This window comes from Halomonas salipaludis, from assembly GCF_002286975.1.
GTDB lineage: Bacteria > Pseudomonadota > Gammaproteobacteria > Pseudomonadales > Halomonadaceae > Franzmannia > Franzmannia salipaludis.
Window position 1 is genome coordinate 247,083 of the sequence record NZ_NSKB01000001.1, and the last position, 12,721, is coordinate 259,803.

Sequence of the window (12,721 nt, forward strand, 5' to 3'; positions counted from 1 at the left end):
TCACTACTGCAAGGATCGTCATGGCCACCATTGAGCACAGCGCCATTCTGCCGGCTACCCCGGAGCGGGTCTTTGCCCTGCTCGAGCGGGTGGAGGACTTCGCCGACTACTCCGACCTGATCGAGGCCATCGAGCCGCTGGGCGGGCAGCGCTATCGCTGGCATGTGCACGCGGTGGGCATGGACTGGACCTTCGACGTCGAGATCACCGAGCGCCAGGCGCCCGAACGGCTGGCCTGGGAGTCGCTGGACGGCGTGCGCAACCAGGGCTGCTACCGACTGCGCGAGGTCGGCGAGGGCACCGAGGTGTCGCTGACCATCGACTATCGCATCAACAACCGGCTGCTGGAGCGCGCCGTCAATCGTGCCGCCAAGCCGCTGGTCAATAGGGTCAGCCGGCAGATCCTGGAGCGCGTCGAGGCGCGTCTATAGACCGCAGCAGCGCTGCGTAAAAAACGTTGTTGCGGTTATGCGGCAGGGCTTATATTAGCGCTGTTGGAGCACCTGCTTCGGTACCTGGAACCTGCCGTCATGTGGAAAAGCTTGATGCTGTGCGTGTCGATCCTGGTCGTGCAACTCAGCGTGTTGCATTACATCGATCAGCGAATTCAACCGGGCAACCCGGCCTCATCGATGCTTGCCCAGCAGGATGACGATACGCCCCCGCCGATGGGTTAACTGTTGCCGGCCTCGCTCGGGACTGATCCGCCGCTAGGCCTACGAGGGGGCGCCGTAAACCATCCCTGGGCGCTACCTGCGCCCTGCTGCGCTTTCGCATCCTGCTTCGCTTGCAGGACCGGGGCTGGCCATCCATGGCCAGCCCGTTCGGAGCAGTGTTCCTCACCCATGGCGCAGAACCCCCTCTTCGACCTGCCGCCGGCGTCCCTCGCTACCGACGCTGCTTGCTTTACTAGCGATTCGGAGATGGTTTGACGGTAGACGGCATGATGTCGGCGGCGTTTCGTGGCACCATTGGAGCCTTTTGAACTTGGCTGCAGAGGCTGGGAAGGCTCGATGCAAAGCGACATGAACGACGAGGTGCGCGAAGCGCGCGGCCACTGGCGGCTGGTAGCGATCGGCGCCTCGCTCCTGATGGCGGTACTGCTGTGGGTGTGGCAGTCACCGGACTTGAGCGCTTTTCGCCAGTGGGCCGACGAGGCCTCTCACCACCCCTTGACCATGCTGGCGGTGATGGCGGTGATGGCCGTGACCCTGGCCGTGGGTCTGCCGGGCAGCATCGGCCTGTGGCTGATTGCCCCGTTCCATCCGCCCTGGGTGGCCACCCTGATGCTGATCGTTGGTAGCGTCGGCGGTGCGCTCGGCGCCTACTGGCTGGCTGCCACCTTTCGCCAGCGCTACACTCCCAAGGGGCTGACACGGCGCATCATGTACGTCATGAGCCGGCGTAGCGACGCCTTGACCCAGTGCGCCTTTCGCGTGCTGCCGGGCTTTCCCCACTCGGTGATCAACTATGCCGCTGGCCTGCTGCACCTGCCGCTGCGCACCTTCGTGATTGCCGCGGTGATCGGATTGGGCATCAAATGGGCGGTGTATGCCAGCGCTATTCACGGCGCACTGGAAGCGGTGGAAACCGGCGATGCGTTGAGCATCGACGTGATCCTGCCGCTGTTGGCGCTGGCACTGCTGCTGCTGCTGGGGGCTGGGGTGAGGCGGGCGGTGGAGCGGCGCCGCGGAGAAGAGCGTCAGGGCTGAGTGCTTAGACACTGTCCTGCTGTGGTTCTTCCTCCACGCCATCACAGTAGCGGGCGATGCGTCCACGGCCGGCGCGCTTGGCGATATACATCGCCTGGTCGGCGGCCTGGATCAGGTCCTCGGCGTTGACGAAATCGCTGTCGACCAGGCTTACCACGCCCATTGAGGCGCTGACACGAATGGCGTTGTGGTCGACGGTCACCGCCAGGGTGCGTGACGCCATTCGCTGCTGCAGCGTCTCGGCCAGGCGCATAGCGGCCTCGGCTCCGGCGCCGGGCAAGAACAGTACGAACTCCTCCCCGCCGTAACGTCCCCCGAGTATGTCATGACTCAGCAGCTCCCGCAGCAGGCCGGCGAAACCCTTGAGCACTTCGTCGCCGAGTCGGTGGCCATGCTGGTCGTTGAGCTGCTTGAAGTAGTCGAGATCGATGAACACCAGGCTGAGTTCGTTTCCCTGGTCGAGTGCCTCGCGAAAATGCTGCTCGAGCAGCGCCTCGAGGTGGGCGCGATTGAAGAGGCCGGTTAGCGGATCATGGCTGACTCGCTGGGTGAGATCGGCCTGGCGCAGACGCAGGCGTTCGATCTCCAGGCGCTGGTTGAGCAGCTGCTGGCTGAGCTTGAGGTGGTGGGCATGTAGCTGCTGCTTGGCCTCGAGCAGGGTGCGGGTAGCGTCGAATTCCGGTGGGCAGCTGATATGCATCAGCTCTGCGGTAGGGGGCAGCGTTTCCTGCAGGCCGCAGAGTAGCTCTATCAAGGCGTCTTCATCGATGCCCAGCGTCGGTACCAACTCCCGCAACATGTCGGTCAGCGGCATGTCGTCCGTTGCGGCGTGATTGTCAGCAGCGGAGCAATCGAGCCACGCCTCGGCCAGCGGCCCGGCGGCATTGACGCAGCGCTGCCCGATCAATACCTGGTCCAGCGGTAGATGGCTGTTAGCAATGCCGCTGACCAACTGCTTGGGTAGGCCCCAGCGCTGGGCCAGCCAGGCGCCAACCAGCGCATGATCGCAGCCCCACGCCTTGTGTTCGGCAGCACTCAACGCTGCGTGGTCATCGACGCTTGACAGTAGCGCGGCGTAGCCCCGCCTCAGGCAGGCGTCGAGGGCCAGCATGCCGATATCCTGTAGCAGGCCAAGGGTAAAGGCGCGCCCCGGTGAGGGCAGCGCCAGCTGCCTGGCTAGCGTGTAGCTTGTCAGCGCGCTGATCAGCGCGCGCTGCCAGAAATAGCTCAGGTCGAGGCCGCGAGCGCGGAACTGCTGCTGACTGGCGAGTCCGAAGCCCAACGCTACCGACAGCGTGGCATCGATTCCCAGCCGGGTGATGGCTTCCTGGCAGGTCTCGGCGGGCGTGTCATAGGCGTGGAAGACGCTGTTGGCCAGTCCCAGTATGCGCAGGGTCAGGGCCGGGTCACGTTCGATGGCGGCGGTGAAATCCTGAAGGTTGGCATCCGGCGATTCAGCCAGGGCGACGATCTGCATCACCGACGCCGGCAGTGAGGGCAGGGCGCGATTGTCACCCAGTACCTTGGCCAGTGCGTCGGGGAGTACCAGGAGTGTATCGTCCTGAGAGTGGCCGGCGGGAGGGGCAGCACTGTGCGTCGCGCTGTCTTGCTCTGCGAAGGGGGGCATGCCGGTCTCCATCCTGGTCTCTAGCTGCAAGGCCAGGAGCAGCGCATACCTCGAGGGCAGCGTGCCAGCCTGACGAATGTTATGTCGATGTAACCGACTATTGATCAGGCGCTGCGTTGAGGTCAAGGCTGGCGTCAGGCTTGTGAGGCGATTCCCGCCAATCCCTTGCGCTTGGCCTGGCCGTCTGGCCCATAGAGTGCCTTGCCGGCGGCCTCGTGCAGGAAGTTGAGCGTGCGTTGATTGTGACTGAGGCGGGTGGCGATCAGCTCGCCGTTCTGTGCATTCAGGTGGCGGGCGCGCTCGGCGCTGTCGCGCATCGCAAGCCAGGCGTCCAAACAGCCGGCATCGCGGGCCGCGGCCTCGGCGCCGGTCAGTCCCTCTGCGTAGCCGAGCTTGTGCTGGGCGCTGCGGCGCTGGCTCTCGAGTCGGTCGAGCTCATCGAACAGGGCCTGCTTGCCGGCCGCCAGCTCGTTGAGCTGCTGGCCATCCACGTGTCCGGCACAGAGCGCTTCACGCTCCTGCTCGAGCAGCGAGACCAGCGCCTCGAGGCGCTGCTGCTGGCGGGTCAGGTGGGCGACCAGGCTCATGAGCGCGGCTTGCCGCTGTCGTGACCGAGCATGTCGCGCACGCTGTCGATCAAGCCGTCGGCGATGCGCTCGGCGCGGATGTCGAGCTTGCCGTCGCTGATCGCCTGGCGAATCTCCTCGACGCGGGCCATGTCGATGTCCTGGCCGCTGCTGGCGCCGGTATCGCTCAAATGCGTGACCGCTGCCGGGCTGCCGGGCTTGGCCGGCGCGTTGCCGGTCGCCGCCGTCTTGCTGGTATTGCCGGGCTCGCCTTGCTGTGGGCGCGCCAGGGGATGGGAGCTATCGATTTTCACGGGAAGCCTCTCTCGTTCAGTCCTTTCCCCTAGTATCGGCGGGGAGAGGGCGAACTTGAATACTATTTTTGACAAACGGCGCCGAGGTTAAAAATCGACGCTGAGCCGATTGCGGCCGCTGACCTCTGCGTTGAGTATCTCGCGATTGGCTAGCCGCACGCGGACCTCGCGGCCCATGCCGCCGCTGTCCAGGGCCTGTCCCTCGCGGCTGATCGCAAAGCCATTGCCTACCGCTTCGATGCGTACCGAGGCGCCGCGTTCCACCAGCGTGACCTCGCGCAGCTGCTGCGAGGTAATGGCGCTGCCGGCGCGCAGTGCCCGGGCGCTCTCCTGGCCGATGACCTGATCGAGGTCGGTGAGTACGCCGCGCGGCAGGCTACCCAGTTCCGCTTCGCTGAGTTCGAGCATGTCGGCATTGATCACGGTGCCGGCGGGGATGTCCTGGCGCAACACCACATAGTCGCCGATTACCGCCACCGTGGCCTGCATGTAGCGGATTTGCTGGCCCTGATCGCCGCAGCGCACCCCCACCGAGATCCGTCCCTGAGATGGGGCGCGTTCATTAGGGATAAACGGTTCCGGCGACTCGCACGCCGGCAGATGCGCCGAGGGCGGATGCACTTCGATATGCACCTCGCTGCCCAGCGACTGGCTGCGCTCGTATAAAAAGCCGTGCACGCGCTCGACCAGCAACTGGCTTGAGGCGTCGGCGCTGGCCACCGTCGGCAGGCCCAGGCATAGCGCCGCCAGCAGTGCGGCCTGCCCCAGTCGCGGTGCAATAACAGTACGAACAAGATGAACTAGCGGCATGGTGACGTCCTCTGCAGCGCGCAGGCGAGGTTGACCGAGGATCACGATTCTAGGCCGCTTGGCAGAAACGCAACGCCGAAAATGACGCGCAAAGCGGCCCTTGTTTGTGACTTTGTCCTGACGCCGGCTCATCTATTCTCCACGCTGACCCAATACCCCAAGGGCCGCCAACGGCCATCGAGAAGGGAGGCTCAGCGGATGATCGACAAACTCTCGGGTGCCCTGAATTTCCATCAGGAAGCCCTCAATCTGCGCGCCGAGCGCCACGAAGTGCTGGCGGGCAATATCGCCAACGCCGACACGCCCAACTATAAGGCGCGCGACATGGATTTCTCCCGCGAGCTTTCCAAGGTGATGGAGAGCGGGCGGTCCGGTGGCCGTGGCCTGGCCCTGGCCACCACGTCGGCGCGGCACATTCCCGCCCAGGCCAGCGCACCGGCCACCCAAGAGCTGCTCTACCGGGTGCCGGACCAGCCGAGTCTGGATGGTAACACCGTGGACATGGACCGTGAGCGCACCCAGTTCGCCGATAACGCGGTGCGCTACCAGGCGGCACTGACCATGATCAACAGTCGCATTCAGGGCCTCAAGTCGGCCATGCAGTCCGAGTAACAGGAGCAGTCCATGTCGATGTTTTCCGTTTTCGATATATCCGGTTCGGCGATGAGCGCCCAGTCGCAGCGTATGAACGCCACCGCCAGCAACCTGGCCAATGCCGATAGTGTGGCCGGCCCCGACGGCGAGGCCTACCGCGCCAAGCAGGTCATGTTCGAGACCCAGGCCCAGGGCCGCCACGGCGTGGGCGGCGTGCGCGTCAGCGAAGTGGTCGAGGACCAGAGCCCGCTGCGCATGGAATACCGGCCCGAGCACCCGCTGGTCGACGAGCAGGGCTATGTGCAGATGCCCAACGTCGAGCCGGTCCACGAGATGGTCAACATGATCTCGGCGTCGCGCTCCTACCAGGCCAACGTCGAGGTGATGAACACCAGCAAGCAGATGATGCTCAAGACCTTGACCATCGGGGAGGGCTGATCGTGTCCAACGTCATCGATAGCAGCGTCATCAACAGCATGAATGCCACCGCCGGCGCCGGCAGCGCGCGTCAGTCCGAGGACCTGCGCGAAAACTTCATGACTCTGCTGATCACCCAGCTGCAGAACCAGGATCCGCTCAATCCGATGGAAAATGCCGAGATGACCTCGCAGCTGGCGCAGATCAACACCGTCAGCGGCATCGAGGAGCTCAACAGCACCCTCGAGGGTATCACCGGCCAGATCGATGCCGGCCACACCCTTCAAGCCGTCGGCCTGATCGGCCAGGGCGTGCTGGTGCCCGGCGATCGCATCCTGGTTGGCAAGGACGGCGCCACGCCGTTTGGCATCGAACTCGGTAAGTCGGCAGACAACGTCAAGGCGACGATTCGCGACGGTGGCGGCCAGGTGGTGCGCAGCTTCGATATCGGTGCGGTGTCGTCGGGGGTCGAGTCGTTCGAGTGGGACGGCAAGCTCGACAGCGGCGAGATGGCGCCGGAGGGCGCCTACAGCATCTCCTTCGAAGCCTCCGCCGGCGATGACAGCGTCGACGCCAAGGCCCTCAACTATGCCGTGGTCAGCGGCGTATCCACTGACAGCAACGGCTCGCCGCGCCTCGACCTGGGCGGCATCAGCGAACAGGCCAGCCTCGACGACATTCGTCAGATTCTGCGCCTCTGAGCGCCTCACTCACGATATGCAGCGTAAAAAAACAGCTACCACCACGGTGACACAGGGAGAAAGATCATGAGCTTTTCACAGGCCTTGAGCGGGTTGAACGCGGCGTCATCGAGCCTCGGCACCCTGGGCAACAATATCGCCAACTCGCAGACGGTTGGCTTCAAGGGCGCCAGCACCCAGTTTGCCGATGTGTTTGCCGGCTCGGTGGGGCTGGGCACACGGGTTTCAGCCACCGTGCAGAACTTCAACGAGGGCAACCTCGAGTCGACTAACCGCAACCTCGACCTGGCCATCAGCGGCCAAGGTTTCCTGCGCTATGAGCAGGGCGGCGAGATCGTCTACTCACGCAACGGCCAACTGAGCCTGACGCCCGATGGCACCCTGGTCAACGCCCAGGGCGCGCAGTTGATGGGCTACGGCCTCAACGCTGCTGGTGATGTGCAAGTCGGCGGTCAGCCGCAGGTGCTCAACGTGCCTGCCGACGAGATGCCGGCCAATGCCACCCAGAACGTGGGTACTACCATCAATCTGGATTCGCGAGAGAATGTCGGCGAGGGCTTGAGCACCACCCAGGTCAACGCTGCCGGCGGGGGCACGGAGGAGCTCAGTTATCACTACTCGAACAACTTCACCACATATGATTCATTGGGTAACCCGCGCAATGTGACGGTGTATTATGAGAAAGCACAAGATACACATGTAGATGGGGCCGGTGACGAGTATCCACTATTTGAAGACGAAAACGGTGATCAGTTTTATTTCGATGGTGCTGATTACCGTGATGTGGCGACTGAGACAGTCGCCACTGGGAATTTCTCACCGGTTGCAATTCCCAACGCTTGGAATGCCAAGGTGGTGATGGATGGCTATTATGATGATGCCAATGACTTCGAGGTCGCCTTCAACAACAACGGCACCTTAGCCTCAGCTCCGCAGCAGGATATCAATTTTGGTCCAGATTCCCCGCTGGGCAACGATCCTGAGCCGCTGAACTTCGAACTCAACCTGGCCGGTTCCACCCAGTTCGGTAACGACTCCACCACCAGCGCCCTGACCCAGGATGGCTACACTTCCGGTGCTCTCGTCGGTATTACCTTCGAAGACAACGGCACCATCATGATGAACTACGCCAACGAGCAGTCGCGGCCCGCCGGCCAGATTGCCCTAGCCTACTTCCGCAATCCGGAAGGCCTGCAGCCCAACGGCGACAACAGCTGGACGTCCACCAACGCTTCCGGCCAAGAACTAGTGGGTGCGCCGGGGACCGGCATCTTCGGTTCCATTGAGTCCGGGGTAGTGGAGCAGTCCAACGTCGATATGGCCAAGCAGCTGGTTGACATGATCGTCTCCCAGCGCGCCTACCAGGCCAACTCCCAGACCATCAAGACCCAGGACGAGATCCTGCAGACCGCCATCAACCTGCGTTGATGACGCCCCGGGGAGACTGAACCATGGATCGTATCCTGTATACCGCCATGAGCGGCGCCAAGCAGAGCCTCGACCAGCAGGCGGTGGTCAACCACAACCTGTCGAATGCCGCCACCGCGGGCTTCCGTGCCCAGCTCCACGCCATGCGCGCGGTGCCGGTGGAGGGCGATGGCCTGCTGGCCACGCGCACCTCGGTGGCCGCCACCACCCCGGGCTCGGATTTTTCTCACGGCCCGGTGAGCACCACCGGGCGTGAGCTCGACGTGGCGGTGGAGGGCAACGGTTGGCTGGCTGTGCAGACCGATGACGGCGGCGAGGCCTATACCCGCCGCGGCGACCTGCAGGTCGACGGCAACGGCATGCTGACCAGCGTTGGGCGCCCGGTGATGGGCGCCGACGGTCCGATCATCGTGCCCCTAGAGGCCAAGTTGTCGATCGGCGCCGACGGTACCATCAGCGCCATTGGCCCTGGAGAGGATCCCAATGCGCTGGTGCCGGTGGGCCAGCTCAAGCTGGCCGACCCCGAAAACCAGACCCTGATGCGCGGCGACGACGGCCTGTTCCGGCTGCCGCCGGGGGATGACGGCGAAGTGCCGATCCTCGCCGCCAACGAGGACGTGCGCGTGGTCTCCGGGGCGCTCGAGGGCAGCAATGTCAGCGCCATCGAGTCGATGGTGGCGATGATCGACACCCAGCGTCGCTACGACATGCAGATGAAGGTGATCGATAGCGCCGACGAGAATGCCCAGCGCGCCAATAATCTGCTGTCCATTCAAGGCTAAGGTTTTTCACCGGGTCACAACCCAAGGAATGTTCCCATGATCAAATCGCTGTGGACCGCCAAGACTGGCCTCGAATCGCAGCAGGTACAGATGGATGTCATATCCAACAACCTGGCCAACGTCGGCACCAACGGCTTCAAGCGCTCACGAGCGGTGTTCGAGGACCTGCTGTACCAGAACCTGCGCCAGCCTGGCGCCCAGAACGACATCCAGAACGCGCTGCCGTCGGGCATGCAGGTCGGCTCCGGGGTACGTCCGGTGGCCACCGAGCGCCTGCACAACCAGGGCGGCCTGGAGCAGACCGAGAACTCCCGCGACCTGGCCATCAACGGCAAGGGCTTCTTCCAGGTATTGATGCCGGACGGCGCCACCGCCTACACCCGTGACGGTAGCTTCCAGCTCGACCAGAACGGTCAGATGGTCACCGCCAACGGTTACCCGGTGGAGCCGGCGATCATCCTGCCCGAGAACGCGCTGTCAGTCAGCGTCGGTGAGGACGGCATCGTTTCGGTCACCCAGCCGGGCAGCACTCAGAGCCTGGAAGTCGGCCAGCTTAGCCTGGCGACCTTCGTCAATCCGACCGGCCTCGAGAGCATCGGCGGCAACCTCTACCTCGAGACCACCGCCTCCGGCCCGATGAACGAGACCATACCGGGTATGAACGGTGCCGGCCGGCTGATGCAGGGCTACGTTGAGACCTCCAACGTCAACGTGGTGGAGGAGATGGTCAGCATGATCCAGACCCAGCGTGCCTATGAGATCAACAGCAAGGCGGTACAGACCAGCGATGAAATGCTGGCCCGCCTGAGCCAGATGTGAGCATGACGCGGAGCACAGCATGAACAGGCACACTTCCTCAGGCGGCCGTTGGCGGCTGCTCGGCGCGCTGCTGCTGGCCGCCGTTGTCACCGGCTGCGCGCAGTTGCCGCGTCCATCGGTGGTCGGCGAGCAGGAGCAGGTCAACATTGCCGACCGCCCGCCCCCCGAGCCCAACGGTTCGATCTACCAGCCGAGCCGCGGCAATCATCCGCTGTTCGAGGATCGTCGTCCGCGCATGATCGGCGACATCCTGACCATCGTTCTCGATGAGGAAGTCAGTGCCAGCAAGAACGCCCAGAGCAATGCCGGGCGCAGCGGTTCGGCGGGGCTGTCGTTCCTCGAGCTGCCCGACGTGCTCGATCAGCTGGCCGACTACGGTTTCGACGTCTCTGGCAATAGCGATTTCACCGGTGGCGGCGGTTCCCAGGCCAACAACACCTTTACCGGCACTATCACCGTGTCGGTGCTCGAAGTGATGCACAACGGCAACCTGCGGGTACGTGGCGAGAAGCAGATCGCCATCAATCAGGGTGTCGAGTTCATTCGCTTCTCGGGGGTAGTCAACCCGCGCACCATCACCGGACAGAATACCGTGCCCTCGACCCAGGTCGCCGATGCGCGGATCGAGTACGTCGGCGATGGCTATATCAACGAGGCGCAGCACATGGGTTGGCTGCAGCGTTTCTTCCTCAATGTTTCACCTTTCTAGCGGAGCCGTGTGCCGATGAAGACGTTCCTGCGTGGCAGCCGCATTCTGCAAGCTCTGATGCTGGCCCTGGTGCTGGGCATGGCAGCAAGCCCGCTGCAGGCCGAGCGCCTGCGCGAGCTGGCCGACTTTGCCGGCGTGCGTGACAACGCCCTGGTCGGCTACGGCCTGGTGGTGGGGCTCGACGGCACCGGCGACCAGACCATGCAGGCGCCGTTCACCGGCCAGAGCCTGACCAATATGCTTTCGCAGCTGGGCATTACCGTGCCGCCGGGCACCAATATGCAGCTGCGCAACGTTGCCGCGGTAATGGTCACCGCCGACCTGCCGCCGTTCTCGCGGCCAGGCCAGCGCCTCGATATCAACGTCTCCTCGGTGGGCAACGCGCGCAGCCTGCGCGGCGGCACCCTGCTGATGACACCGCTCAAGGGCGCCGACGGCGACACCTACGCCATCGCCCAGGGCAACCTGCTGGTCAGCGGTGCCGGTGCCGAGGCCGGCGGCAGCAGCGTGCAGATCAACCAGCAGGCCGGTGGCCGTATCAGCGGTGGTGCCATGGTCGAACGCGAAGTGCCGCTGCAGTTGGGCGCCAACGGCGGCGTACTCGACCTGCAGCTCAAGGAGTCGGATTTCGGCACCGCGCGCCAGGTGGTCCAGGCCATCAACAATGACTTCGGCTGGCCGGTCGCGGCAGCTCAGGATGGCCGCACCATCCGCCTGCAGGGCCCCGCCGACCCCAACGACCGGGTCAACTTCATGGCCCGGGTCGAGAACCTGCGCGTCACCCCCAACGAGGCCCCAGCCAAGGTGGTACTCAACTCGCGCACTGGCTCGGTGGTGCTCAACAGCAGCGTGACTCTGCGCCGCGCTGCGGTCGCCCACGGCAACCTGTCGATCATCATCGACACCGATTTCCAGGTCAGCCAGCCGGCGCCGTTTGGCGAGGGCGAGACGGTGGTGGTGCCCGACACCGACATCGAAGTCGAGCAGCAGGAAGCCTCGCTGATGATGGTCGAGGGCGCCGATCTCACCGATGTGGTCAATGCGCTCAACGCCCTGGGTGCCACGCCCAATGATCTAATGGCGATCCTCGAGGCGCTCAAGGCCGCCGGGTCGCTGCGCGCCGAGCTGGAGATCCTCTGATGAGCAACGATCTCGGCGGCCAGTTCGCCCTCGACATGCAGGGCATCCAGCGCCTGCGGCATACCGCCAGCCGCGACCCCAACGCCGGCCTCGACGAGGCGGCCAAGCAGTTCGAAGCGCTGTTCGTGCAGATGATGATGAAGAGCATGCGCGAGGCTACGCCGCGCTCGGACCTGCTACACAGCCAGCAGACCGAGTTCTACGAGTCACTACTTGACCAGCAGTGGGCCCAGCACCTCTCCGGTCGCGGCATCGGGCTGGCCGAACAGCTGGTCAACCAGCTCGAGGGGCGCGGCATGCTGCCTGGGCGGGAGCAAGCCGACAGCGAGATCGACTCGTTGATTGCCGGGATTCCCCGCGGCACGCCGCGGGTGCTCAGCGATGGCTTGAGCGCTGGCAACATGACCAGCAGGGAGCCCGCTGAAAACGCTGATAGCGCAGTGTTGCCGGGCAGCTTCCTGGATGCCCTCGACCTGCAGCGTGGTGCTCAACGCGCCGCCGCCGAGTCCTCTGAAGCACCGGCCCACGCCGAGCGCAGTGAGCCGCGTGGCAGCCAGCCCGACCACGTGCGCGCCTTCGTCGACGAGCTGGCCGCCCCGGCCCAGGCAGCCAGCCGGGCTACCGGCGTACCGGCCGAGCTGATTCTCGCCCAAGCGGCGTTGGAGACCGGCTGGGGGCGCCATGAGATTCCCGATACCCGCGGCGGCAACAGTCACAACCTGTTTGGCATCAAGGCCGGCAGCCGCTGGCAGGGCGAGACCACCGATATCACCACCCACGAATACATCGACGGCCGTCGCACGCGGATCACCGACAGCTTCCGCGTCTATGACTCCTTCGAGGAGGCCTTTACCGACTACGCGGGGCTGATCGGCAACAACCCGCGCTATGCCGGCGTGGTCGAGGCGGCCAACGCTGAGCGGGCCGCCCACGCACTGCAGCAGGGTGGCTACGCCACTGACCCGGCCTACGCCGACAAGCTGGTCTCGATCATGAATACCCTGGGGCCGATCGATACTGCCGGCCCGACGCTGGCCAGCCGCGAGGCGCCTGCCAGTGGCAGTATTTTTGCACCGGGCAACAGCTGGTTTTGATTAAAGAT

The 12,721-nt window shown here is 64.4% G+C and carries 16 protein-coding genes; 12 read left to right on the plus strand and 4 right to left on the minus strand.

Translation table 11 applies throughout. The features are described 5' to 3' along the window. Positions 1-20 precede the first annotated feature (20 nt). The 3 genes from CK498_RS01265 to CK498_RS01270 all read left to right on the plus strand — a co-directional run bounded on the left by CK498_RS01265 (position 21) and on the right by CK498_RS01270 (position 1,712). Entirely contained in the window at positions 21-431 is a 411-nt protein-coding gene (locus tag CK498_RS01265; protein ID WP_095619045.1) for an SRPBCC family protein, read from the plus strand. A gap of 99 nt (positions 432-530) precedes the next feature. Then, positions 531-677 carry a hypothetical protein gene (locus CK498_RS26075; protein ID WP_176475681.1) on the plus strand — a complete coding sequence of 49 codons (147 nt, stop codon included), beginning with the start codon at positions 531-533 and terminating at the stop codon, positions 675-677. A 336-nt stretch (positions 678-1,013) separates the two neighbouring features. Beyond that, the gene (locus CK498_RS01270; protein WP_229358922.1) at positions 1,014-1,712 is read left to right on the plus strand and encodes a TVP38/TMEM64 family protein; all 699 of its coding nucleotides are present in this window, start codon (positions 1,014-1,016) and stop codon (positions 1,710-1,712) included. A 4-nt stretch (positions 1,713-1,716) separates the two neighbouring features. On the opposite strand, the gene CK498_RS01275 is transcribed toward CK498_RS01270, so the two are convergent. From CK498_RS01275 to flgA, 4 genes are all read right to left on the minus strand, one after another. After that, positions 1,717-3,339, minus strand: coding sequence for a GGDEF domain-containing protein (locus CK498_RS01275; RefSeq protein ID WP_176475682.1), 1,623 nt, complete (start codon positions 3,337-3,339; stop codon positions 1,717-1,719). Between the two features lie 134 nt (positions 3,340-3,473). Beyond that, a complete protein-coding gene (locus tag CK498_RS01280) occupies positions 3,474-3,926 on the minus strand; it encodes a flagella synthesis protein FlgN (protein ID WP_095619047.1) in 453 nt (150 codons plus the stop codon). After that, positions 3,923-4,219, minus strand: coding sequence for a flagellar biosynthesis anti-sigma factor FlgM (gene flgM, locus CK498_RS01285; RefSeq protein ID WP_095619048.1), 297 nt, complete (start codon positions 4,217-4,219; stop codon positions 3,923-3,925). Before flgM ends, CK498_RS01280 begins: the two co-directional genes overlap by 4 nt. An 87-nt stretch (positions 4,220-4,306) precedes the next feature. After that, complete coding sequence (gene flgA, locus CK498_RS01290) at positions 4,307-5,029, minus strand: flagellar basal body P-ring formation chaperone FlgA (RefSeq protein WP_095619049.1); 723 nt, start codon at positions 5,027-5,029, stop codon at positions 4,307-4,309. 198 nt (positions 5,030-5,227) lie between these two features. Between flgA and flgB the strand changes: the two genes are divergently transcribed. From flgB to flgJ, 9 genes are all read left to right on the plus strand, one after another. Further along, the gene (gene flgB, locus CK498_RS01295; RefSeq protein WP_095619050.1) at positions 5,228-5,641 is read left to right on the plus strand and encodes a flagellar basal body rod protein FlgB; all 414 of its coding nucleotides are present in this window, start codon (positions 5,228-5,230) and stop codon (positions 5,639-5,641) included. A 12-nt stretch (positions 5,642-5,653) separates the two neighbouring features. After that, positions 5,654-6,061 carry a flagellar basal body rod protein FlgC gene (flgC, locus tag CK498_RS01300; protein ID WP_095619051.1) on the plus strand — a complete coding sequence of 136 codons (408 nt, stop codon included), beginning with the start codon at positions 5,654-5,656 and terminating at the stop codon, positions 6,059-6,061. Between the two features lie 2 nt (positions 6,062-6,063). Then, entirely contained in the window at positions 6,064-6,741 is a 678-nt protein-coding gene (flgD, locus tag CK498_RS01305; RefSeq protein WP_095619052.1) for a flagellar hook assembly protein FlgD, read from the plus strand. Positions 6,742-6,807: 66 nt separating this feature from the next. Further along, positions 6,808-8,169, plus strand: coding sequence for a flagellar hook protein FlgE (flgE, locus tag CK498_RS01310; RefSeq protein ID WP_095619053.1), 1,362 nt, complete (start codon positions 6,808-6,810; stop codon positions 8,167-8,169). Between the two features lie 23 nt (positions 8,170-8,192). Then, positions 8,193-8,951, plus strand: a complete 759-nt coding sequence (locus CK498_RS01315) for a flagellar basal body rod protein FlgF (RefSeq protein ID WP_095619054.1) — start codon at positions 8,193-8,195, stop codon at positions 8,949-8,951. A 36-nt stretch (positions 8,952-8,987) separates the two neighbouring features. Next, positions 8,988-9,770 carry a flagellar basal-body rod protein FlgG gene (gene flgG, locus CK498_RS01320; protein ID WP_095619055.1) on the plus strand — a complete coding sequence of 261 codons (783 nt, stop codon included), beginning with the start codon at positions 8,988-8,990 and terminating at the stop codon, positions 9,768-9,770. A gap of 19 nt (positions 9,771-9,789) precedes the next feature. Continuing rightward, a complete protein-coding gene (locus CK498_RS01325) occupies positions 9,790-10,479 on the plus strand; it encodes a flagellar basal body L-ring protein FlgH (protein WP_095619056.1) in 690 nt (229 codons plus the stop codon). 57 nt (positions 10,480-10,536) lie between these two features. After that, a complete protein-coding gene (locus CK498_RS01330; RefSeq protein WP_324615501.1) occupies positions 10,537-11,619 on the plus strand; it encodes a flagellar basal body P-ring protein FlgI in 1,083 nt (360 codons plus the stop codon). Beyond that, complete coding sequence (gene flgJ, locus CK498_RS01335) at positions 11,619-12,713, plus strand: flagellar assembly peptidoglycan hydrolase FlgJ (RefSeq protein WP_407645812.1); 1,095 nt, start codon at positions 11,619-11,621, stop codon at positions 12,711-12,713. The genes CK498_RS01330 and flgJ overlap by 1 nt, the downstream gene beginning before the upstream one ends. The last annotated feature ends 8 nt before the right edge of the window (positions 12,714-12,721 follow it).